The organism is Rahnella sp. RcJ3, assembly GCF_009498575.1.
GTDB lineage: Bacteria > Pseudomonadota > Gammaproteobacteria > Enterobacterales > Enterobacteriaceae > Rahnella > Rahnella aceris.
On record NZ_QSNX01000001.1, the window covers coordinates 377412 to 399496 of the forward strand.

The following is a 22085-nucleotide window of genomic DNA, read 5'->3' on the forward strand; positions in this document are numbered from 1 at the left end:
AAACCTGTCTTCCTGGCGGCTTTACTTCACGCTCACATCAATATCACCAAAGTATTTCTTCGAAAGCTCTTTCACCACGCCATCTTTTTGCACTTTAGCGATCGCTGTATCCAGCTTTTCTTTCAACTGGGTATCGCCTTTACGCAGGCCGAAGGCGATGCCGCTGCCGAGAATTTTATCATCGCGTACGGCGTCACCGACGAAGCCGTAATCTTTACCGTCCGGACGCGACAGGAAACCGGTCTGACCGGCCGGGGCCAGCACTAAGGTGCCGTCGAGACGACCGGATGACAGATCCAGATACACCTGATTCTGATCCTGATAAGAGACGATATCCACGCCTTTCGGTGCCCAGTGTGCCTGCGCATAACTTTCCTGAATCGACCCCTGTAACACGCCGATATGCTTGCCTTTCAGCGACTCCGTGGTCGGCAGCAGGCCGGAATCTTTCTTCGCAATCAGTTTGGTGGGGACGCGGTAAATCACGTTGGTAAAATCAATCGCCTGACGACGTTTATCCGTCACGTTCATCGCCGAGTTAATCGCATCAAATTTACGCGCCTGCAGGGCCGCAATCAGGCCGTCGAAAGAAGTGTCGTACCAGTCGCATTTCACACTGGCGGCGGCGCAGACGGCGTTGCCCAGATCGATATCAAAACCCTGTAATTCACCGGTCGCACTTTTCGATTCGAACGGTGGATATTGCGCTTCCAGACCAAATTTGAGCGTGGAACCGTCCGCCAGTGCGGAGAAAGACGCGACGGCACAACCTAACAGCAATGCGATTTTCAATTTTTTCATTATTCACAATTCCCCGGCGTTATTGAGATGAATACAAAGGTTCAGACGCGACACAACCGGCGTGCGCCTTCGTACAACGTGTCGTTATCTTTGGCAAAGCTCAGACGGATAAGCCCTGTTGGTTGGTTATTGCTGTAAAAGGCTGACAGCGGAATGGTCGCGATCTGATGATCGCGGATCAGGCTCAGCACAAATTCGTCGTCGGTCAGTGGACTGAAATGACTAAAACGCGCCAGCATAAAGAAACTGCCACGGCTTGGCAGTAATTCAAAGCGGGATTCGCTGAGGGCTTCGGCCAGCAGGTCGCGTTTTTGCTGATAAAAATCGGCCAGTCCCAGATAACTTTGCGGGTCAGCCAGCGCTTCGGCGAATGCGACCTGCATCGGCGTATCGGCAGAGAACACCATAAACTGATGCACTTTGCGGATTTCATCCATTAGTTCTGCCGGTGCCAGGCAATAACCCACACGCCAGCCGGTGACGTGATAGGTTTTGCCGAAAGACGACACAATCACGCTGCGCTCAGCCAGTTGCGGATAGCAGGCCATGCTTTCGTGGCGCTCGCCGTCGAACACCACGTGCTCATACACTTCATCGGACAAAATCACGATGTCGGTGTCTTGGGTCAGCGCGGTCAGTCGTTCGATATCAAATTCAGTGAAAATGGCACCGGTCGGGTTATGCGGACTGTTGATGATGATCATTCGCGTGCGGCTGTTGATCGCGCTGGCGACCTGATCCCAGTCGATGCTGAAATCATCCAGCGACAGGCCGATAGCCACCGGCTTCGCGCCCTGTAAACGGACGATCGGTGCATAGCTGTCAAATGACGGCTCGAAATAAATGACTTCATCGCCCGGATGTACCAGGGCGCTGATGGCGGAATACAGGCCTTCGCTGGCGCTGGCAATCACCGTCACTTCGCTGTCGGCATCATATTTGCAGCCATAAAGCGCTTCGACTTTGGCGGACAACGCATGGCGTAATGCCGCCACGCCACTCATTGGTGCGTACTGGTTATGCCCCTCGCGCATGGCTTTTGCGACGCTGTCGATTAACGCGGGCTGGCATGAGAAATTCGGTGCCCCCTGTGACAGGTTCAGGGCGTTATGTTCAGCGCTGAGCTGGCCGATAACGGTAAAAATGGTGGTGCCGACGTCAGGTAATTTTGACAGGGGCGACATGGCGCTCTTCATAGCATTTTCCCCAAAAAGCAGGCCGGGTGGCCATGAGAAGGTAAAAACGGGTGTTGAATGATTAAGCAATAGTTCCCCTGTGCCGACAATGGAAAGTTTGTCATACTCGTTATGATCTGAAGTCATGGCTTTATAACGTTTCTGACGAGGTAACTGTGAGTTTTTCTCCTGAACTGCCGTATCTGAATTTACCCTCGCTCAACGTGCTGAAAACCTTTGCCGTGGTTGCGCAAACCTTGAATCTGACACACGCGGCGGCGTTGCTGCACATCACCCAGGGCGCGGTCAGTCGCCAGATCACCGGACTTGAGGCCACGCTGGGTTATCCGTTGTTTTTACGTCAGGCCCGCGGGCTGACGCTGACCCCGCGCGGGGCGCAGTTGTTGCCGCCGGTACAACAGGCGCTGGCGCTGATGGGAGAAGCCCTGCAACGTGTGGGTTCGCATCCGGATACCTTACGCATTAAATGCCCGACCTGTTCCATGCGCTGGCTGCTGCCGCGTGTTATCCAGCTACAAAACGACAGGCCGGATTTGCAGATTGAGCTGACAGCTTCCATCGCCCACGGCGTGGATTTCAGCAACGAACATTTTGATGCTGCCGTAGTGTTTGGTCGTCCGCCGGAATCACAGCGCCGGGCGCATCATCTGTTTGATGAAGTGCTGACGCCGGTGTGTACGCCGGAGTTTCTGCCGCGTCATAAAGGGAAAACGAAAGTGGCGGATCTGGCCGATAAAACGCTGCTTCACCCGACGCGTGACCGTCGCGACTGGTTGTTGTGGCTGCGGGAGGAGGGCGTACAGGGATTGCCGTCAGCCAAATCACAGCATTTCGATACGCTGGATCTGGCGATCAATTCGGCGTTGCAGGGCTACGGTGTGGCGATAGGCGATCTGACATTAATTGAAGATGATTTGCAGGCGGGAAGGGTGATTGCGCCGTTCCCGCTGTGCGTGGCAAGCGGCGCGTCTTATACGTTGCTGTATCCGGAAAATCCGACCCCTGCGCTGAAAGTGGCAATTGATTTTCTTAATGAAGAAGCGCGGCTCAGCCGGGAAAAACTGAGCGCGCTGTTATCTACCTCGCACCGGTTAGTCACCACAGGCTAATCAGTAAAGCGCAGCCAGTGCGCTGGCGATTGCGCCGGTCAGTTTGCTCAGTTCTTCAGGTGAAATGATGTACGGCGGCATCAGGTAAATCAGCTTGCCGAACGGGCGGATCCACACGCCCTGACCGACGAAATGCTTCTGCAATTGCGCCATGTCTACCGGCTGGCGCATTTCCACCACACCAATCGCCCCGAGCACCCGCACATCGGCGACCGCCGGATGTGCTGCCAGCGGCTGTAAACCGGCATTCAGCTGTTTCTCAATGCTCAATACCTGCGCCTGCCAGCGGTTTTCCGCAAGTAAATGCAGGCTGGCGCTGGCGACCGCGCAGGCCAGCGGATTGCCCATAAATGTCGGGCCGTGCATGAAACATCCCGCCTCGCCGTCACTGATCACCTGTGCCACATGGCGGGTGGTGAGCGTGGCGGAAAGTGTCATGTAGCCGCCGGTCAGGGCTTTGCCGAGGCAGAGGATATCCGGCGAAATCCCGGCGTGATCACAGGCAAACAGCTTGCCGGTGCGGCCAAATCCGGTGGCAATTTCATCGGCAATCAGCAACACGCCATATTCATCGCATAACTTACGCACGCGTTTGAGATACAACGGGTGATAAATCCGCATCCCGCCCGCCCCCTGAACGATGGGTTCTACAATGACTGCGGCGATTTTGCGGTGATTTTCGTCCAGCATTTTGGCAAATGGCGCGATATCCGCCTCATCCCATTCCCCGTCAAAACGGCTCTGCGGCGCATCGGCGAACAGATGCTGTGGCAGATAACCCTGATACAAACTGTGCATCGAGTTTTGCGGGTCACAGACTGACATCGCGCCAAAGGTGTCGCCGTGATAGCCGTTGCGCAGGGTCAGCAACGTCTGGCGTTTTTCACCGCGCGCCTGCCAGTATTGCATCGCCATTTTCAGTGCTACTTCAACGGCCACCGAACCAGAATCCGCCAGAAACACGCATTCCAGCCCGGCGGGGGTCATTTCTACCAGACGGCGGCACAACGCAACCGCCGGCGGATGGGTGATCCCGCCAAACATCACATGTGACATTTTTCCGATTTGTTCGATGGCCGCCTGGTTCAACTGCGGATGGTTGTAACCGTGGATTGCCGCCCACCAGGACGACATGCCATCAACCAGTTTGCGGCCATCAGCCAGCTGCAACATCACGCCGGACGCGGATTCCACCGGATAGGCGGGCAGCGGTTTGGTCATAGAGGTATACGGATGCCAGATGTGGCGCTGGTCGAATTCAATATCGGCGGGGGTCATAAACGAATCCTGAGGCGTAAGCTGTAAACTAAAAAATAATTTTAACGTTGACGGTAAACCAAAACAAATTAAAAATGGTTTACGGATTATGAAAAAAATACAACTGAACACTTTTTAAAGGAGTCGCAATGACTGCCCGCACCCACTGGACGCTGGAAAAAACGCAGGCCCTGTTCGATAAGCCATTCCTGGAGCTGATGTTCGAAGCGCAGCAAATTCACCGTCAGCATTTTGACCCGCGACAGGTTCAGGTCAGCACCTTGCTGTCGATCAAAACCGGTGCCTGTCCCGAAGACTGTAAATATTGCCCGCAAAGTTCCCGTTACAAAACCGGGCTGGAATCTGAACGTCTGATGCAAGTCGAGCAGGTGCTCGAATCTGCCCGACAGGCGAAAGCCGCCGGTTCAACCCGTTTCTGTATGGGCGCGGCGTGGAAAAACCCGCACGATCGTGACATGCCGTACCTCGAGCAGATGGTGCAGGGCGTGAAAGAAATGGGCATGGAAACCTGCATGACCCTCGGCACGCTGAACACTACGCAGGCACAGCGTCTGGCGCACGCCGGGCTGGATTTCTACAACCATAACCTTGATACCTCGCCGGAATTTTACGGCAGCATCATAACGACCCGCAGCTATCAGGAACGTCTGGATACGTTGGCGGAAGTGCGCGGTGCGGGCATTAAAGTCTGTTCCGGCGGCATTGTGGGTTTAGGTGAAACCGTCAAAGACCGCGCCGGTTTGCTGATGCAACTGGCGAACCTGCCGGTGCCGCCGGAAAGTGTGCCGATCAACATGCTGGTGAAAGTGAAAGGTACGCCGCTGGCGGATAATGACGATGTGGATCCGTTTGATTTCATCCGCACGATCGCGGTCGCGCGCATCATGATGCCGCAATCTTATGTGCGTCTGTCTGCCGGACGTGAGCAGATGAGTGAGCAGACCCAGGCGATGTGCTTTATGGCCGGTGCCAACTCCATCTTCTACGGCTGCAAACTGCTGACCACGCCAAACCCGGCAGAAGATAAAGACCTGATTCTGTTCGGCAAGCTGGGGCTTAACCCGCAGTCATTTGAAACAGAAATGGGCGATAACCAGCAGCAGGCCGCGCTTGCCGAGCAGCTGGTCCACGCCGATACCGATCAGTTCTACAACGCTGCGGTATAACCGGTGAGCTGGCAAACGCGGATCAACGACGCGGTGGCGGCGCGCAAACAGGCGGCGGCATTTCGTGTACGGCAGCCGAATGAGGGCGGCAGTGCGCGTTTTCTGACGCAGGGCGGGCGGCGTTATCTGAATTTTTCCGGTAACGATTATCTTGGCCTGAGTCAGGACGCTGAGGTGATCGCCGCGTGGCAGCAGGGCGCGGCTAAATACGGTGTCGGCAGCGGCGGTTCAGGACACGTCACCGGTTACAGCGAGGTGCATGCCGCGTTTGAGCAACAACTGGCGCAGTGGCAGGGATATCCGCGGGCTTTGCTGTTTATCTCCGGTTTTGCGGCGAATCAGGCGATTCTCGCGGCGCTGATGCAGGCTGAGGATCGCGTGCTGGCTGACAAACTCAGTCACGCGTCTTTACTGGAAGCCGCAGCCCATGCACCTTCGCAGTTGCGGCGTTTTCACCACAATCAGCCGGATTCCCTGCAGCGCCTGCTGGAAAAACCGGTAGCCGGTGAAACGCTGGTGGTGACCGAAGGTGTATTCAGTATGGACGGCGACGCCGCGCCGCTGGCTGATCTGCATAACTTGTCCAAAGCGCACGGTAGCTGGCTGATGGTCGATGACGCGCACGGTGTGGGCGTTACCGGTGAAGAAGGGCGCGGCAGTTGCTGGCAACAGGGCATCCGGCCGGAACTGCTGGTGGTCACATTCGGAAAAGCTTTCGGTTGCAGCGGCGCGGCGGTGTTGTGTGATGATGCTACCGCCGATTACCTGTTGCAGTTTGCCCGCCATCTGATTTACAGCACGTCGATGCCCGCCGCGCAGGTGTGCGCGTTACAGGCTGCACTGGCACGAGTCCGGCAGGATGACGGTCTGCGTGATAAACTGGCCGCCAATATTGCCCGTTTTCGCGCGGGTGCCGCCGGTTTGCCGTATCCGCTGACCGGTTCACAGACGGCGATCCAGCCGGTGATTGTGGGTGAAAACCAGCCCGCGCTGGATCTGGCATCCACCTTGCGCGATCGCGGATTGTGGGTCAGCGCCATCCGTCCACCGACGGTGCCACCGGGCAGTGCGCGGCTGCGCATTACCCTGACAGCGGCGCATGAGCCGGAAGATATCGATTTTTTGCTGGAGTCCCTTCATGGGTGCAGTCACTGAATTAGTGAACAAACAAGCGGTGGCCGATGCGTTCAGTCGTGCCGCCATCAGTTACGAAAACGCCGCGCAGTTGCAGCGTGATGTGGGTGAGGAATTACTGGCGCTGGCTGCGCCGTATCTGCAAGACGCCGGTAAGATTGTCGTCGATGCGGGCTGTGGCACCGGCCACTTCAGCCGTTACTGGCGTGCGCAGGGTAAAAATGTCATTGCGCTGGATCTCTCTGAGGGCATGTTAAATCGCGCCCGTGAGCTGGATTCTGCTGATGAATACGTGCCGGGCGACATCGAACGTTTGCCGTTTGCCGACAACTCTGTCGATATCTGCTTCAGCAATCTGGCGGTGCAGTGGTGTAACGCGCTGCCACGCGCACTGGAAGAAATGCACCGCGTCACCCGCAACGGCGGGCTGGTGCTGTTTTCCACGCTGGCAGAAGGTTCGCTCAATGAGCTGGCCGCGGCATGGATGAAGGTCGATGGCCGACGTCACGTGAATCAGTTCCTGACGCCGGACAAAATCGCCGAAGCCTGCGCGCCGTATCGCCATGATGTGACCTTCAGCGATCATGTTGCTCAATTCCCCGATGTGATGTCGCTGCTGCGCTCGCTGAAAGGCATCGGTGCGACGCACATCAAAAATGGCCGCCTCGGCGGTCTGGGCGGGCGTGAACGTCTGCAATTGCTGGACAAACACTATGTCCGCCGCGACGGCATCCTGCCGCTCAACTACCGGCTGGTCTACGGCATTTTGCAGGTCGAAGAACTGATCCCACGCTGATTTATTCCTCCCCCTTCGCAGGGGGAGGTTGGGAGGGGGTTTTGCAGGCAACTTGAAAGTCAGAGTTGCCATTAATACCCCACCCCAACCCTCCCCTTCGCAGGGGAGGGAGCTAAAACCAACACCAGGCTTTTCATGAAACAAAAATACTTTATTACCGGCACCGACACTGAAGTCGGTAAAACCGTCGCGACCACCGCTTTTTTGCAGGCTGCCGCGCAGGCAGGACACAAAACAGCCGGATACAAACCGGTGGCATCCGGCAGTGAAATGACCGGCGAAGGCCCGCGCAACAGTGATGCGCTGGCGTTACAGGCTTACAGCACCGTCGGGCTGCGTTATGACGAAGTGAACCCCTGCACCTTTATCGAACCGACTTCGCCACATATCGTCAGCGAACTGGAAAAACGGCCGATTGATCCGCGGGTGCTATCAGACGGATTACGTCATCTCGAACCGCTGGCGGACTGGGTGGTGGTGGAAGGCGCAGGCGGCTGGTACACACCGCTGACGGCAGATTATACCTTTGCTGACTGGGTTATCGCCGAGCAGTTGCCGGTAGTGTTAGTGGTAGGCATGCGGCTGGGTTGCATTAACCACGCCGTGCTGACGGCGCAGGCCATCGCACAAAGCGGATTGCATCTGGCGGGCTGGATAGCTAACGACGTACAGGAAACGGGGAAGCATCATCAGGCATACATGGATACGCTCACGCGTATGCTGCCTGCGCCTTTGCTGGGCGAGATCCCGTACCTGAGTGCCGGAACTGACGTTAATTTGGGACAGTATCTTCATCTTAACCGTCTCACGGCATGAGACGTCAGACGGTCAGATAATTTTTGACTAATGTATCGTCAAGCTGCGCCAGTGTGCCTTGCGCGATGTTGCGTCCGCCGTCGACCAGGCAGAACCGGTCGGCAACGCTGCGGATGAACGGCAGTTTATGACCGACCAGCAACAATGTCAGGCCGAGATCACGGTTCAGGCGGTGAATGATATTGCCCATGTTTGCCGCCATCGATGCGCTGGTGTGCTCGGTCGGTTCATCCAGAATCAGTAATTCAGGTTCCTGAACCAGCGCACGACTGATTGCCAGTTGCTGCTGCTGGCTTTCATCGAGCTCACCGGCTTTGCGCGCCCCCATCTCCTTTAATGTCGGAAACAGGTCATACACCTCTTCCGGCACGCGACGGGTCTTATTCCGGCTGGCCATCATGGCGATTTGCAGGTTTTCATCGACGCTCATCTGCGAAAAAATCTGCCGTCCCTGTGGCACATAACCAATCCCCATTTGCGCGCGGCTTTCGACCGGAAAATTCAGCAGACTTTGCGGCTCTTCGTCACGCGACTGCCAGGAGATGGCGCCGCTTTTCACCGGAAGATGCCCCATGATGCAGTTCACCAGCGTGGTTTTTCCCACGCCATTTCGCCCGATCAGGCAGGTACATTGACCGCGGTACAGTTCGAGATTGATATCCCACAGAATATGTTTTTGCCCATAATACTGATTAACTGATTTTACACTTAACATCAGACCTCCCTCCCGCACGGAGCCTTCCGCTGAACTTCATTTTGACGGCCACTGTCATATTTCTGACATTTATGTTCCGCTGTTAATGCCCCAACGCAGAATTTAATTCCGTTTGTTGACGGCTAACCTGACAGCATCAATTACAGATAAATCCCCCTTAATCAGTGATAAATGGGGTTAAGGGGCATTTCCTTGCGCTAAAAATGATTTTTCCTGCCTGAAAGCAGGGAAATTCTCATTTTTTATGGCGGGGCGAAAAAAGCAGTTCCGGCTGTCGCAACCTCCACATGCAGAGACGTTGCAACTCTCAGGCCAAGTTTGTAAAAACGGCCAGGGAAAGAGAAGTTACAGGGGTGTTAACAGGCGCGCCGCTGATGATTTCGGATTATTCATTAGCATTTCTGAGGTTTTTGAGATTACCCCATAAGGAGTAGTCCAGGCTGAACTGCACTTTGCCAGTGCCGTCTTCACTGTTTTTGGTGCAAACACATGGACAAACGTGAGCAAAAAATTCTGGTGAGATGCACTTTTGTTTTTTGCAAGAAACATCAGCCCAGAAATTTAGGCAAAATAGGCATAAATAAGGAGATAAAAAAGATAAAAAATAACTAAAAAAGACCTTTCAGACCCACGGAAGGCAAAATTCAGTTTTTTACCAACTCCCGCAGCGCGGGGCGTGCTGGGACTTATCCACTATTCCTGTGGATAACCTTGTGTATGAGAGTGAGAAAAGTTGCTACAGGCGAGTCAGCATGCGGGTTCCGCTTAGTTTGCCCGTATTCGCAGCTTTTTAATGATACTGTTTTTAATCAACGAGTTAGTTAAAAGCAATACAGCCGTAATTCGTTCGTCATAGTTGTGTCAATCTTCGTCAACCTGTGGTCAGAAAATGGAGGGAATGCGGATTTTGGGAAAAAATGTCATCTGATGGTGAGAATTCTCATTCGTCATATCCTAAAAAAGTGCAGCCTCGACAGCACGTTAAAACGCCAACACTTTTTATCGATTGGAAGCTGGTTTTATATACAGTATTATAGCGAAGGTAAAATCAGGGCTGGCAAAAATCGCGAAGTCTTTCATACTATTTTTCCGCAAACTGTTCACCCGTTCAGCGCGCACGGCCCTATGCATTCCCATTTCAGTCAGGTAGCCCGTCATGAGTAAAGAGTTCAAACTGCATTCCGAATTTAAACCGTCAGGTGACCAGCCTGAGGCGATACGCCGTCTGGAAGAAGGGCTGGAGAACGGACTGGCGCACCAGACATTGCTCGGGGTAACCGGTTCAGGAAAAACCTTTACCGTGGCGAATGTGATTGCGGATCTGAACCGTCCGACGATGGTGCTTGCCCCCAACAAAACGCTGGCCGCACAGTTATACGGCGAGATGAAAGAGTTCTTCCCGGAAAACGCCGTCGAATATTTCGTCTCTTACTATGACTATTATCAGCCTGAGGCGTATGTTCCGAGTTCCGATACCTTTATCGAAAAAGACGCCTCGGTGAACGAACACATTGAGCAGATGCGTCTTTCTGCCACCAAAGCGCTGCTCGAACGGCGCGATGTCATTGTGGTGGCCTCTGTTTCTGCGATTTACGGTCTGGGCGACCCGGACTTATACCTGAAAATGATGCTTCACCTGACCAAAGGGATGATTATCGATCAGCGTTCGATCCTGCGCCGTCTGGCGGAACTGCAATATGCACGCAACGATCAGGCTTTCCAGCGCAGTACTTTCCGCGTGCGTGGCGAAGTGATTGATGTGTTCCCGGCGGAATCGGACGATCTGGCGCTGCGCATTGAGTTATTTGATCAGGAAGTTGAACGCCTTTCGCTGTTTGATCCGCTGACAGGCCAGGTGCAGCATGAAGTGCCGCGTTTCACCATCTACCCGAAAACGCACTACGTCACGCCACGCGAACGTATTGTGCAGGCGATGGAAGAAATTAAAGTCGAACTGGCGGATCGCCGCAAAGTGTTGCTGGCCAACAACAAATTGCTGGAAGAACAGCGCATCAGCCAGCGTACGCAGTTTGATCTCGAAATGATGAACGAGCTGGGTTATTGCTCCGGTATCGAAAACTACTCACGTTATCTGTCTGGCCGCGGGCCGGGCGAGCCGCCGCCGACGCTGTTTGATTATTTGCCGGCTGACGGCCTGCTGATTGTCGATGAATCGCACGTCACCATTCCGCAAATCGGCGGTATGTACAAAGGCGACCGCTCGCGTAAAGAAACGCTGGTGGAATACGGTTTCCGCCTGCCTTCAGCGTTGGATAACCGCCCGATGCGCTTTGAGGAATTCGAAGCCCTGGCGCCGCAAAGTATTTATGTCTCGGCCACGCCGGGCAAATACGAGCTGGAGAAATCCGGTGACGATGTGGTCGATCAGGTCGTGCGTCCGACCGGTTTGCTGGATCCGATCATCGAAGTGCGACCGGTAACCACGCAGGTTGATGACCTGCTGTCTGAAATCCGCAAGCGTGTGGCGATTAACGAGCGTGTGCTGGTCACCACGCTCACCAAGCGTATGGCCGAGGATCTGACTGAGTATCTGGAGGAACACGGCGAGAAGGTGCGTTACCTGCACTCTGATATCGATACCGTCGAGCGCGTCGAGATTATCCGCGATTTGCGTCTGGGGGAATTTGACGTGCTGGTCGGCATCAACTTACTGCGCGAAGGGCTGGACATGCCGGAAGTGTCGCTGGTGGCGATTCTCGATGCGGACAAGGAAGGCTTCCTGCGTTCTGAACGTTCGCTTATCCAGACCATCGGCCGCGCGGCACGTAACCTCAACGGTAAAGCGATTCTGTACGGTGATAAAATTACCAATTCAATGGCCCGCGCCATTGAAGAAACCGAACGACGTCGCGCCAAACAGGAAGCGTACAACCTCGAAAACGGCATCACGCCGATGGGGCTGAACAAGAAGATCTCCGACATCCTGCAACTCGGTCAGCCGAAAACCAAAAAGAACAAAGACAAACGCGATGCCGAAGCGGCGCAAACCTTCAAATCGCTTACGCCGAAAGCGCTGGAGCAACGCATCAAAGAGCTGGAAAGCAAGATGTATGCGCACGCGCAAAATCTGGAATTCGAAGAGGCGGCCAACACGCGCGACGAGTTGCATGCCCTGCGTGAGCAGTTTATTGCGATTTCGTAACGAGAAGGGTGGTAGACTGCGCGGCTTAAAAATCATGACCCAGACATTTTAACGAAGAGCGAGCCAATGACTGATACACCACAAAACCCTGGCGCAGCGAAAGATCCGCTGCACGGCGTCACGCTGGAAAAACTGCTGACAACGCTGGTGGATAACTTTGGCTGGCCGGCGCTGGCCTCACAGGTGAATATCAACTGCTTCAAAAGCGACCCGAGTGTGAAATCCAGCCTGAAATTTCTGCGCCGCACGCCGTGGGCGCGTAAGGAAGTGGAAACGCTGTATCTGGATTTCATTGAAGGTCATCTGCGCCCGGATATGACCCGCAGCAAGCGCCGCACACCGCTCTCAGCACAGGCTCCGCAAAAGCCAAAAGTCAGCACCGCCAAACCGGCTGCCGACAGCCCGTGGAATAACCATCCGCTGGTGAAAAAGTAATTTACGCGCATTTCATTCTGTTCATTTGAGGGGAAGGATCGTGTCAGAGCAACATGTTCTTATCGTGGTGGATATGCAAAACGGGGTGTTCGCTTCCCCGCGTTATGACCGCAGCGGACGGGCTGAGCGCATTAATCAGCTGATTGACCGGGCAGGGCGGGTTATTTTCATTCAGCACGCTGAAGGTGAAATGACCGAAGGCAGCGAATTCTGGCAGATATTACCGGAATTGCATCAGCCGGAAGGCGCGATTTCTGTGACTAAAACCGCCTGTGATTCCTTCTACCGCACTTCACTCGATAACGTTCTGCAGGAACTGAATGCGACCCGTTTTACCCTTTGCGGTTGTGCAACGGATTATTGCGTAGACACCACCATCAAAATCGCTGCCAGCAAAGGCTATGCCGTGACGGTTGCGTCAGATGCGCACACTACCGGCGATCGCACACACGCGACGGCGCAGCAACTGATCGGGCAGCATAATGAAGTGTGGCGTGAGTTATCTGTGCCGGGAAATCCGGTAACGGTAAAAACCACTGCGGAAATCCTGGCTGACTGGCAGTAAATTCAGTTTTCGGACGCAAAAAAGGCCGCATCGCGCGGCCTTTCTTATCTCTGATGTTTACCAATCAGATCATTTTTTGCAGCGCCTCTTCAATCGCCATGCGTAACATGTCGCGGTCATGACGATAGGGCACATCACTGGCTTCGAGCGGGCTTTGAATAATCAGATGTTCAGTGGCGCTTCCGCCGATTTTGACTTTCGGCCCGACAATCGCGGCATCGGCGCGGCGGCCGATGCGTTTCTCGATCATATCCAGTTTGTCGTCCAGCGTCAGCGACGCGGCGGCGACACTCAGTTCCTTCCCCAGATTTCCGATATACACGATATGCGCCCGGCTGCGGCGCAGCGCGGTTGTCAGATCATTCATCAGTAACAACGGCATCAGGCTGGTAAAGAAACTCCCCGGCCCGATCAGGATCAGATTTGCCTCAGCAATGGCCTGTAACGCTTCGCGCGTGGCCGGCACCTGGGGTTCCAGCCGCAGTTCGCGCGGAATTTGTGCCAGTTTATCGACGTTGACTTCGCCGTGGACGTGTTCACCATTGGCATCAATGGCCGCCAGATCGACCGGCTGTTCTGACATCGGGATCAGTTCTGCGTCGACTTTCAGCAGGCTTCGTACCAGATTGATCGCTTCGAGCGGGCGCACGGTGAGATGATCCAGCGCGCGCAGCATCAGATTGCCAAGATTATGGCCATCCAGCTCGCCCTGGCCGCTGAAACGGTATTCGAACATCGCCGACGCCAGACTCGGTTCGGTGATCAGCTGATTCAGGCAATTGCGCATATCACCCCAGGCAATGCCGCCAACGGAACGGCGGATACGGCCAGTCGAACCGCCGTTATCGGTGGTCGTCACAATGCCGGTCAGGCGCGGACCCAGCAGCGAGAGTGAAGACATCACACGGCCCAGCCCGTGACCTCCGCCTAATGCCACCACCCGGTCGAGGTCTGCTAATGTTCGGTTGCGCATGGTTTTCCTTTCAAATGGGGAGCGGCGGGTTTACATCGTTTTCTGCGGCGGATTTTACCTAATTTTGCAACAAGATGTTATCCCTTCACGCCACTCTCAGGACATTAAAAACCGGGCAGTTTCAGCGTTGAAAATGCAGCCTTTTGTCGTAAAAAATCGTTATGTATCAAAATACATAACGAAAAACCATCTTGGCGTTCAGGACTTTGCGGCGTTAGAATATCCCCCGTTACCCCCGTATTCATTCTCGATCCGCTACGGACGGCATGAATCAACTCCTAGCCCTGGTTCCTAAGTTGCCTTTCTGACGTCGTTCCCACAGAAACAATATGGAGCCCTGGCCGTGACGAAAGTCACCAGGGTGCATGGCAGAAATGCCCGCATCTCCCGTATCTGGAAAGGTGTTAAGGTGCTTCAACTTACTGATGCTTTTGCCCGCAAGTTTTATTACTTGCGGCTGTCGATCACAGATGTGTGCAATTTTCGTTGCACCTATTGTCTGCCGGATGGCTACAAGCCGCACGGACACAGCAATAAAAGCTTTCTCTCGCTCGATGAAATCCGTCGGGTCAGCCGCGCGTTCGCCAGTCTGGGAACGGAAAAAGTGCGCCTGACCGGTGGAGAGCCGTCGCTGCGCCGCGATTTCTGCGAGATCATTGCCGCAGTGCGCGAAAATCCTTCCATCAAAACCCTCGCGGTGACCACTAACGGTTATCGCATGGCGCGTGATATCGATAAATGGCGCGATGCCGGTCTGACCAACATCAACGTCAGCGTCGACAGTCTCGACGCCCGCCAGTTTCACGCCATCACCGGTCAGGATAAATTCCGCGACGTTATGGCGGGTATAGATGCGGCCTTTGACGCCGGTTTCAGCAAGGTGAAAGTCAATACCGTGCTGATGCGCGATGTCAATCACGCCAGCCTGAATACCTTCCTCGACTGGATAAAAACCCGTCCGATCCAGCTGCGTTTCATTGAACTGATGGAAACCGGCGACGGCGGCGACTTGTTCCGCAAACACCACGTTTCCGGTGAGGTGCTGCGCGAACAACTGGTGCGTCAGGGCTGGCAGTTACAACTTCGCTCACGCAGCGATGGCCCCGCGCAAGTCTTCAGTCATCCGGATTATCTGGGTGAAATCGGTCTGATCATGCCGTACGAAAAAGACTTCTGCGCCAGTTGCAACCGGCTGCGTGTGTCTGCCCTTGGCAATCTGCATTTGTGTCTGTTCGGCGAGCAAGGCATTCCGTTACGCGATTTATTAGCCGACGACATGCAACAGGACGATTTGATGGACCGCATTCAGGGCGGCCTCAGCCGTAAAAAACAAACCCACTTCCTGCATGAAGGCAATACCGGAATTACTCAGAACCTGTCGTTTATCGGCGGCTAAACCCGGTACTGATCGTTTAAGGAGCAAACTGATGAGCAAAGCCAGTAAAGAGTTCTTGCCTTTATCTGTCGCGATCATGACGGTTTCTGACCGCCGAACCGACGCTGAAGACACGTCCGGGCATTACCTGAAAGAAGCGGTGACCGAAGGCGGCCATCATGTCGTCGCGCAGCAAATTGTCAAAGAGAACATTTACAGCATCCGCGCTGTTGTATCTGCGTGGATTGCGGATGAAAAGATTCAGGCGATTTTGGTCAACGGTGGCACGGGTTTTAACGCGGGCAACAATACGCCGGAAGCGCTGAAGCCTTTGTTTGACCGTGAAATCGAAGGTTTTGGCGAGCTGTTTCGCATGGTGTCGTTTGAAGATATCGGCACCTCGACGATTCAGTCGCGCGCCATCGGCGGCATCGCCAACCAGACGGTGATTTTCGCTATGCCCGGTTCAACCCGCGCCTGCCAGACCGCCTGGGACAACATTATTGAAGCGCAGCTCGATGCCCGTCAGGGGCCGTGCAATTTCACTCCACATTTGAAGAAATAAGTATGTCTGAACTGACCCATATTAATGCGTCCGGCGACGCTCACATGGTGGATGTTTCCGGTAAAGCCGAAACGGTCCGCGAGGCCCGCGCCGAAGCTTTTGTTGAAATGGCCGCTGACACGCTGGCGATGATCATCAACGGCAATCACCATAAAGGTGATGTGTTTGCTACGGCGCGTATCGCTGGCATTCAGGCGGCGAAGAAAACCTGGGATCTGATCCCACTGTGTCATCCGCTGCTGCTGACCAAAGTGGAAGTGAATCTGCAAGCACAGCCGGAACATAACCGTGTGCGCATCGAATCCCGCTGCCGTCTGAGCGGTAAAACCGGCGTGGAAATGGAAGCGCTGACGGCGGCTTCTGTGGCGGCACTCACTATCTACGACATGTGCAAAGCCGTGCAAAAAGATATGGTGATTGGCCCGATCCGCCTGCTGGAGAAAAGCGGCGGTAAATCAGGAGATTTTAAGGCGGAAGGTAAGGTGGAAGTATGATCGACATTCTGTTCTTCGCGCAGGTACGCGAACTGACCGGCACCTCCGGTCTGCAACTCCCTGCTGATTTCGCCACGGTTGAGGAGCTGCGCGCTTCGCTCACCGGACGCGGCGACCGCTGGGCACTGGCGCTGGAATCCGGGAAATTACTGGTGGCGGTTAACCAGACGCTGACCACGATGGCGCATCCGCTGCGTGCGGGCGATGAAGTGGCGTTCTTCCCGCCGGTCACCGGGGGCTGAGATGGATCAGACGAAAATTGTTGTTGATGCCGCGCCGTTCAGCGTGGGTGATGAGTACAACTGGCTGGCGCAATCGGACGCCGACGGTGCTGTGGTCACCTTTACCGGCAAAGTGCGTAATCATAATCTGGGTAATCATGTCAGCGCCTTAACGCTGGAACATTATCCGGGCATGACCGAAAAAGCGCTGGCTGAGATTGTTGCTGAAGCCCGTACCCGCTGGCCGCTGCAACGTGTGTCTGTTTATCACCGCGTCGGACCCATGTATCCGGGCGATGAAATTGTGTTTGTCGGCGTGACCAGCGCACATCGCGGCATGGCTTTTGAAGCCAATGAATTCATTATGGATCATCTGAAAACCCGCGCGCCGTTCTGGAAGCGTGAAGCCACAGAAGAGGGTGATCGCTGGGTCGATGCCCGCGACAGTGATAAAGAGGCGGCGGCGCGCTGGTAAATAGCGCCTCAACCATACGCAGACCTCCCATGCTTTTCTCTCTATCTGTGATACGCTTTACAAATCGGGAGGCTGTTTTGGCCTCATTTTTCATCCTCCATGCAAAAGGGTAATCATCATGGATCGATATCCACGCAGTAACGGTTCAATTGTTGAACGCGCGAATACCGGCATTCAGGCGTACATGGCGCAAGTGTATGGCTGGATGTTCTGTGGCTTGCTGCTGACCGCATTTGTGGCCTGGTACGCTTCCGGCTCTGAAAAAATCATGAGCTTTGTTTTCTCCAGCCAGATTACTTTCTTCGGCTTGATCATCGCGCAACTGGCGCTGGTGTTCGTGATTTCCGGCATGGTGAATCGCCTGAGCGGCACGGTCGCCACCGGCCTGTTTATGCTGTATTCCGCACTGACCGGTCTGACGCTTTCCAGCATTTTTCTGGTCTACACCGGTGATTCAATCTTTGGAACGTTCATCGTCGCTGCCGGTATGTTCGGCGCAATGAGTGTCTACGGTTACGTGACCAAGCGCGACCTGACCGGGATCGGCAGCATGTTGTTCATGGCACTGATTGGTCTGGTGCTGGCATCACTGGTGAACATGTGGCTGAAAAGCTCCGGCCTCGCGAACATCATTTCGTACGCTGGTGTGCTGATCTTCGTCGGTCTGACGGCGTATGACACGCAGAAGCTGAAAAATATGGGTGCGCAGTTGTCAGCGGATGACCGCGATAACTTTCGTAAATACTCGATTGTTGGCGCACTGACCTTGTATCTCGATTTCATCAACCTGTTCCTGATGCTGTTGCGGATCTTCGGCAACCGCCGGTAAGGTTTTTTGATTTCAAATATGAGAAAGGGGCACTGAGAAGTGTCCCTTTTTTTATGCTGACAGGTTAGGTTTATTAGCTCCCTCCCTTGCGAAGGGGAGGGTTGGGGTGGGGTATTAAGATCAAAAAATGAAAGCTGAAGTGTGCAGGGATAATGGTGTCAGCCCTTAAAACCCCCTCCCGGCCTCCCCCTTCGCAGGGGGAGGAGCAAATCAAAACCTGACCCGCCCCGTCGGCACCTGCCGAAAACTCCACCAAACCTGCACCGTATTGAACAGCACCAGTATCGCCGTGACGATAAACACCCAGCGGAAGCCAAGCAGTGCCGAGGCACTTGAGCCAATCAGCGGCCCGACCACATTCCCGAGATACATAAAAGACTGGTTGTAACCGAATATCCGGCCGGTGACCTGATCACTGCTGTATTTCACCAGCAACGCCTGTACCGCAGGCATCAGCGCGCCATCGCCGAAACCGAGCATGAAACGCAGGATCCCGAGCTGGGTCGGTGTATTGATCAGTGCCATCAGGCAAAACAGAATGAAGCAATAAACCAGCGCGGCAATCAGAATGCGATGCGCGCCAATGCGGTCGCCGAGCTTGCCAAGTTTCGGGGCGGCCATCAGCGCGGAAACGCCCGGCACGGCGGCAATCACGCCACTGATAAAGGCGATATTGCTGGTATCCGATGACAGTTCGCGGATAAATAGTGTCAGGATCGGGCTGATGGAACCGTTGGCGAGCTGAATCATCATGGTGGTGACGAACAGGCTGACAATCAGCCACGGGTAGGGCAGCGTAGTAAATACGGCTTTGCCGCTCAGACGGTTGGCTTTGGTGACCGGCACCACGCGTTCTTTAATCAAAAATAATGTGATCAGAAAGCTGATAAACAGCATGCCGCTGGTGACGAAAAACACCGTGCGCAGGCCCAGATGGTCAGCCATAAAGCCGCCGAGCAGCGGGCCGATAATCACGCCGGATACCTGACCGGTAGACAGCGTGCCGAGCGCCCAGCCACTTTTATCGCGGGGGACCTGCGAGGCGACCAGCGCCATCGCGTTGGGAATATACCCGGACGTCAGGCCCATTAGTGTGCGCAGAATGAAAAGCTGCCAGACGTTGGTGGCGAACCCCTGCAACATCATGACAATCGCCATCCCCAGCGCGGCGCGCAGCAACATCAGTTTGCGGCCTTTGCGGTCAGCCAGACTGCCCCACAACGGCGCAACGATGGCGGAAACCAGGAACGTGCCGCTGAATACCAGCCCTGACCACAGGCTCAGGGATTCATGAGACGTTACGCCAAGTTGTTCGATATAAAGGGGTAAAAAAGGCAGGATCTGACTCATCGCCATGCCGGTAAAAAAACAGCCCAGCCAGACGGAGATTAAATTTACTTTCCAGGTTTCCATGTTGCAGCGATGTAGCCTTATGGACAGAGGAGTGAGAGAAAAGAAGCATAGCAATCAAATCTGTGAAGTGGGACGCAAAAAGTGGGAACCCATTCATCAGGTTTATAATTGATTATCCTGTGTCAAAGTTTCGGATTATCGCGGCAGATTATGCGGCCTGAAACTGTTACCAGAATCTGCGGCTGTAACCATCAGTTACAGGCCTGAAGGAGATAACTTCACGCAGAGCGGCGTTTTGTGCTACTATCGCCCCAACTGGCGCACTGCAGTTTGTGCCGAATCCTCGTGGTAATGCCTCATTTGCCTCGTCTGATCATCCACTCTTGAAACTGCACCGAACCCCGTTCGGGTTAGAGTGGACTGGAGCTTTTCCTTATATGTCATTTGATTCCCTCGGCTTAAGTGCCGAAATTTTGCGTGCTGTTGAAGAACAGGGCTATCGCGAACCTACGCCTATTCAGCGTCAGGCTATTCCTGTCGTGCTGGAAGGCCGTGACCTGATGGCGAGTGCGCAGACCGGTACCGGTAAAACCGCTGGTTTTACCTTGCCGCTGCTCAATATGCTCAGCCATACCAACGCGCAATTCAAAGGACGTCGCCCGGTTCGTGCGCTGATCCTGACCCCAACCCGTGAGCTGGCGGCGCAGATTGGTGAAAACGTACAGGCCTACAGCAAATACCTCACCCTGCGTTCTCTGGTGGTATTTGGTGGTGTGAGCATCAACCCGCAGATGATGAAACTGCGCGGTGGTGTGGATGTGCTGATCGCAACGCCGGGTCGTTTGCTGGATCTGGAACATCAGCGTGCTGTTGATTTATCTCAGGTTGAAATTCTGGTGCTGGACGAAGCCGACCGCATGCTGGACATGGGCTTCATTCACGATATCCGTCGCCTGCTGGCAAAACTGCCTGCCAAGCGTCAGAACCTGCTGTTCTCCGCGACGTTCTCTGATGAGATTAAAGGTCTGGCGAGCAAGTTGCTGACCAACCCGGCCTCTGTCGAAGTCGCGCGTCGTAACACCGCTTCTGCGCAAATTGAACAAAGCGTTCATTTTGTTGATAAGAAACGCAAAAGAGAATTGCTGTCTCAGATGATCGGTGAAGGCGACTGGAAACAGGTGCTGGTGTTCAACCGGACAAAACATGGTGCAAACCATTTAGCCGAACAACTCAATAAAGATGGCATCACGGCTGCTGCTATTCACGGCAACAAAAGTCAGGGCGCACGTACCCGTGCACTGGCTGATTTTAAAGCCGGTTCTGTCCGTGTTCTGGTGGCAACAGACATCGCTGCGCGTGGCCTGGATATCGATATGTTGCCGCACGTGGTCAACTATGAGCTGCCAAACGTACCGGAAGATTACGTTCACCGTATCGGCCGTACCGGTCGTGCGGAAGCCACCGGTGAAGCGATTTCTCTGGTGTGTGTGGACGAACACAAACTGCTGCGTGATATCGAGCGTCTGCTGAAACGTGAAATTCCTCGCATCGCACTGGAAGGTTACGAGCCCGATCCGAGCATCAAAGCTGAGCCGATCATCAATGGTCGTCAGGGCAGCGGCGGCGGTGGTGGTCGTGGCGCGCCACGTCAGGGCCAGCGTCCTGGCGCACCGCGTACGGGTGCTCCACGTTCAGGCGCTCCGCGTCAGGGCGGTAACGGTCAGCGCAGCGGCACGTCTGAAAACCGGGGTTCAGAAAACCGTGGTTCAGCTGAGAACCGTCCGGCACGTTCGCGTCCTGCCCATGCAGGCCAGCGTCGCACCGGCAATGCAGGCAGCGGCAACAAATAAGTTTCCGGATCCCCTGTAATGCAATCAAACCGCCTTCACTGAAGGCGGTTTTTTTTCGCGGGTAATCTAACGAATCACGTACGCACAACGGCGTGCACCCTGCAAAATATGTTCGGTGCGTTCGACACTGGCGTTCAGCACATCGCTGAATACATCGCGTTCCGCACGGCAAAATCCCTGACAGGTAGCTGCGGCAGCGCAAATCGGGCAGTGATTTTCGACAAACAGATAACTGCCATCCTCCTGCATTTTCCAGTCCGCCATATAGCCTTCACGGGTACGGATATCCGTCAGCCTTTGCAATTTGTCTTCCATCGACACCGCCCCGAGCATCGCCTGGCGGTAGTGTTCCTGCGTGATTTTTTCCCGCGAGGTGATGAGCTGATCCAGCGCCGAATCCCCCAGAGAGGTGCGGATCAGTTGCAAAAGTTGTACGGTGAGGTCAGCGTGGGCATCGGGAAATCGCGCATGACCGGCGGCGGTCAGTTGCCAGAACTGCGCCGGACGTCCGACACCCTGTGAGACAGATTTGGCTTCCACCAGTCCTTCCTTCGCCAGCTTCACAAACTGCTGGCGCGCGGCTTCACCTGTGGTACCCAGCAGATGGCCGGCATCGCTGGCCTGAAGTTGCCCGTGGGTTTTCAGCAGCATCAGTAAACGCTCTGCGACGCTTTGCCGTACGTCATTTTTATTTTCCAGGTCATTGCTTGACATATTGCCTCGACGGGTTCTAGATTACGTAAAAAATATTCCAAGTTATTTCTTGTTTTAATCAT

22 protein-coding genes and 1 riboswitch are annotated in these 22085 nt (G+C 54.6%); of the genes, 15 read left to right on the forward strand and 7 right to left on the reverse strand.

Features of this window, described 5'->3' with window-relative positions:
• Positions 1-21: 21 nt before the first annotated feature.
• Positions 22-801, reverse strand: a complete 780-nt coding sequence (locus DXU84_RS01790) for an ABC transporter substrate-binding protein (RefSeq protein ID WP_037037147.1) — start codon at positions 799-801, stop codon at positions 22-24.
• A 41-nt stretch (positions 802-842) separates the two neighbouring features.
• Positions 843-1997 (reverse strand): methionine aminotransferase, encoded by a 1155-nt coding sequence (locus DXU84_RS01795; RefSeq protein ID WP_112197390.1) that lies wholly within the window; start codon positions 1995-1997, stop codon positions 843-845.
• Between the two features lie 155 nt (positions 1998-2152).
• Here DXU84_RS01795 and DXU84_RS01800 point away from each other — a divergent pair, with 155 nt between their 5' ends.
• On the forward strand, positions 2153-3106 hold the full coding sequence (locus tag DXU84_RS01800; RefSeq protein WP_013576389.1) for a LysR substrate-binding domain-containing protein: 954 nt from the start codon (positions 2153-2155) through the stop codon (positions 3104-3106).
• On the opposite strand, the gene bioA is transcribed toward DXU84_RS01800, so the two are convergent.
• Complete coding sequence (gene bioA / locus DXU84_RS01805; RefSeq protein WP_013576388.1) at positions 3107-4384, reverse strand: adenosylmethionine--8-amino-7-oxononanoate transaminase; 1278 nt, start codon at positions 4382-4384, stop codon at positions 3107-3109.
• Positions 4385-4512: 128 nt separating this feature from the next.
• Here bioA and bioB point away from each other — a divergent pair, with 128 nt between their 5' ends.
• The 4 genes from bioB (at position 4513) to bioD (ending at position 8296) form a co-directional block, all read left to right on the forward strand.
• Positions 4513-5550, forward strand: coding sequence for a biotin synthase BioB (gene bioB / locus DXU84_RS01810; protein WP_013576387.1), 1038 nt, complete (start codon positions 4513-4515; stop codon positions 5548-5550).
• 3 nt (positions 5551-5553) lie between these two features.
• Positions 5554-6705 (forward strand): 8-amino-7-oxononanoate synthase, encoded by a 1152-nt coding sequence (gene bioF / locus DXU84_RS01815; RefSeq protein WP_015690233.1) that lies wholly within the window; start codon positions 5554-5556, stop codon positions 6703-6705.
• A complete protein-coding gene (gene bioC / locus DXU84_RS01820; protein WP_013576385.1) occupies positions 6689-7480 on the forward strand; it encodes a malonyl-ACP O-methyltransferase BioC in 792 nt (263 codons plus the stop codon). Before bioF ends, bioC begins: the two co-directional genes overlap by 17 nt.
• Before the next feature lie 135 nt (positions 7481-7615).
• A complete protein-coding gene (gene bioD, locus DXU84_RS01825) occupies positions 7616-8296 on the forward strand; it encodes a dethiobiotin synthase (protein ID WP_121020046.1) in 681 nt (226 codons plus the stop codon).
• Positions 8297-8300: 4 nt separating this feature from the next.
• Here bioD and DXU84_RS01830 read toward each other — a convergent pair whose 3' ends face one another.
• Positions 8301-9011, reverse strand: a complete 711-nt coding sequence (locus tag DXU84_RS01830) for an ABC transporter ATP-binding protein (protein WP_153374645.1) — start codon at positions 9009-9011, stop codon at positions 8301-8303.
• 1156 nt (positions 9012-10167) lie between these two features.
• Here DXU84_RS01830 and uvrB point away from each other — a divergent pair.
• The 3 genes from uvrB (at position 10168) to DXU84_RS01845 (ending at position 13174) form a co-directional block, all read left to right on the forward strand.
• Positions 10168-12174 carry an excinuclease ABC subunit UvrB gene (gene uvrB / locus DXU84_RS01835; RefSeq protein WP_013576382.1) on the forward strand — a complete coding sequence of 669 codons (2007 nt, stop codon included), beginning with the start codon at positions 10168-10170 and terminating at the stop codon, positions 12172-12174.
• Positions 12175-12240: 66 nt separating this feature from the next.
• Positions 12241-12609: a VF530 family DNA-binding protein gene (locus DXU84_RS01840; protein WP_013576381.1), complete on the forward strand. Its 369-nt coding sequence runs from the start codon at positions 12241-12243 to the stop codon at positions 12607-12609.
• A 40-nt stretch (positions 12610-12649) separates the two neighbouring features.
• Positions 12650-13174, forward strand: a complete 525-nt coding sequence (locus DXU84_RS01845; protein WP_015690230.1) for an isochorismatase family protein — start codon at positions 12650-12652, stop codon at positions 13172-13174.
• Between the two features lie 64 nt (positions 13175-13238).
• Here DXU84_RS01845 and yvcK read toward each other — a convergent pair whose 3' ends face one another.
• On the reverse strand, positions 13239-14147 hold the full coding sequence (gene yvcK, locus DXU84_RS01850; RefSeq protein WP_153374647.1) for a uridine diphosphate-N-acetylglucosamine-binding protein YvcK: 909 nt from the start codon (positions 14145-14147) through the stop codon (positions 13239-13241).
• 263 nt (positions 14148-14410) lie between these two features.
• Positions 14411-14567: riboswitch (molybdenum cofactor riboswitch) on the forward strand.
• Between yvcK and moaA the strand changes: the two genes are divergently transcribed.
• From moaA to DXU84_RS01880, 6 genes are all read left to right on the forward strand, one after another.
• Entirely contained in the window at positions 14557-15543 is a 987-nt protein-coding gene (gene moaA / locus DXU84_RS01855; protein ID WP_015690228.1) for a GTP 3',8-cyclase MoaA, read from the forward strand. It overlaps the preceding riboswitch by 11 nt.
• A 31-nt stretch (positions 15544-15574) precedes the next feature.
• Positions 15575-16087, forward strand: coding sequence for a molybdenum cofactor biosynthesis protein B (moaB, locus tag DXU84_RS01860; RefSeq protein ID WP_013576377.1), 513 nt, complete (start codon positions 15575-15577; stop codon positions 16085-16087).
• Between the two features lie 2 nt (positions 16088-16089).
• Positions 16090-16581 (forward strand): cyclic pyranopterin monophosphate synthase MoaC, encoded by a 492-nt coding sequence (gene moaC / locus DXU84_RS01865; RefSeq protein ID WP_013576376.1) that lies wholly within the window; start codon positions 16090-16092, stop codon positions 16579-16581.
• Positions 16578-16823: a molybdopterin synthase sulfur carrier subunit gene (gene moaD / locus DXU84_RS01870; RefSeq protein WP_013576375.1), complete on the forward strand. Its 246-nt coding sequence runs from the start codon at positions 16578-16580 to the stop codon at positions 16821-16823. Before moaC ends, moaD begins: the two co-directional genes overlap by 4 nt.
• Before the next feature lies 1 nt (position 16824).
• Positions 16825-17277, forward strand: a complete 453-nt coding sequence (moaE, locus tag DXU84_RS01875) for a molybdopterin synthase catalytic subunit MoaE (protein ID WP_015690227.1) — start codon at positions 16825-16827, stop codon at positions 17275-17277.
• Positions 17278-17395: 118 nt separating this feature from the next.
• Positions 17396-18106: a Bax inhibitor-1/YccA family protein gene (locus DXU84_RS01880; RefSeq protein ID WP_013576373.1), complete on the forward strand. Its 711-nt coding sequence runs from the start codon at positions 17396-17398 to the stop codon at positions 18104-18106.
• Between the two features lie 210 nt (positions 18107-18316).
• Here the strand turns inward: DXU84_RS01880 and DXU84_RS01885 are convergent, their stop codons facing one another.
• Positions 18317-19519 carry a multidrug efflux MFS transporter gene (locus tag DXU84_RS01885; RefSeq protein WP_153374649.1) on the reverse strand — a complete coding sequence of 401 codons (1203 nt, stop codon included), beginning with the start codon at positions 19517-19519 and terminating at the stop codon, positions 18317-18319.
• Positions 19520-19896: 377 nt separating this feature from the next.
• On the opposite strand from DXU84_RS01885, the gene rhlE reads away from it, so the two are divergent.
• Positions 19897-21309, forward strand: coding sequence for an ATP-dependent RNA helicase RhlE (rhlE, locus tag DXU84_RS01890; RefSeq protein ID WP_013576371.1), 1413 nt, complete (start codon positions 19897-19899; stop codon positions 21307-21309).
• Positions 21310-21375: 66 nt separating this feature from the next.
• On the opposite strand, the gene DXU84_RS01895 is transcribed toward rhlE, so the two are convergent.
• Positions 21376-22023: a metalloregulator ArsR/SmtB family transcription factor gene (locus tag DXU84_RS01895; protein ID WP_013576370.1), complete on the reverse strand. Its 648-nt coding sequence runs from the start codon at positions 22021-22023 to the stop codon at positions 21376-21378.
• Positions 22024-22085: the final 62 nt, after the last annotated feature.

Coding starts and splice junctions, on each gene's coding strand:
- DXU84_RS01790 (WP_037037147.1), bottom strand. CDS start 801: ATGAAAAAATTGAAAATCGCATTGCTGTTAGGTTGTGCCGTCGCGTCT.
- DXU84_RS01795 (WP_112197390.1), bottom strand. CDS start 1,997: ATGAAGAGCGCCATGTCGCCCCTGTCAAAATTACCTGACGTCGGCACC.
- bioA (WP_013576388.1), bottom strand. CDS start 4,384: ATGACCCCCGCCGATATTGAATTCGACCAGCGCCACATCTGGCATCCG.
- bioB (WP_013576387.1), top strand. CDS start 4,513: ATGACTGCCCGCACCCACTGGACGCTGGAAAAAACGCAGGCCCTGTTC.
- bioC (WP_013576385.1), top strand. CDS start 6,689: ATGGGTGCAGTCACTGAATTAGTGAACAAACAAGCGGTGGCCGATGCG.
- bioD (WP_121020046.1), top strand. CDS start 7,616: ATGAAACAAAAATACTTTATTACCGGCACCGACACTGAAGTCGGTAAA.
- DXU84_RS01830 (WP_153374645.1), bottom strand. CDS start 9,011: ATGTTAAGTGTAAAATCAGTTAATCAGTATTATGGGCAAAAACATATT.
- uvrB (WP_013576382.1), top strand. CDS start 10,168: ATGAGTAAAGAGTTCAAACTGCATTCCGAATTTAAACCGTCAGGTGAC.
- DXU84_RS01840 (WP_013576381.1), top strand. CDS start 12,241: ATGACTGATACACCACAAAACCCTGGCGCAGCGAAAGATCCGCTGCAC.
- yvcK (WP_153374647.1), bottom strand. CDS start 14,147: ATGCGCAACCGAACATTAGCAGACCTCGACCGGGTGGTGGCATTAGGC.
- moaB (WP_013576377.1), top strand. CDS start 15,575: ATGAGCAAAGCCAGTAAAGAGTTCTTGCCTTTATCTGTCGCGATCATG.
- moaC (WP_013576376.1), top strand. CDS start 16,090: ATGTCTGAACTGACCCATATTAATGCGTCCGGCGACGCTCACATGGTG.
- moaD (WP_013576375.1), top strand. CDS start 16,578: ATGATCGACATTCTGTTCTTCGCGCAGGTACGCGAACTGACCGGCACC.
- moaE (WP_015690227.1), top strand. CDS start 16,825: ATGGATCAGACGAAAATTGTTGTTGATGCCGCGCCGTTCAGCGTGGGT.
- DXU84_RS01880 (WP_013576373.1), top strand. CDS start 17,396: ATGGATCGATATCCACGCAGTAACGGTTCAATTGTTGAACGCGCGAAT.
- DXU84_RS01885 (WP_153374649.1), bottom strand. CDS start 19,519: ATGGAAACCTGGAAAGTAAATTTAATCTCCGTCTGGCTGGGCTGTTTT.
- rhlE (WP_013576371.1), top strand. CDS start 19,897: ATGTCATTTGATTCCCTCGGCTTAAGTGCCGAAATTTTGCGTGCTGTT.
- DXU84_RS01895 (WP_013576370.1), bottom strand. CDS start 22,023: ATGTCAAGCAATGACCTGGAAAATAAAAATGACGTACGGCAAAGCGTC.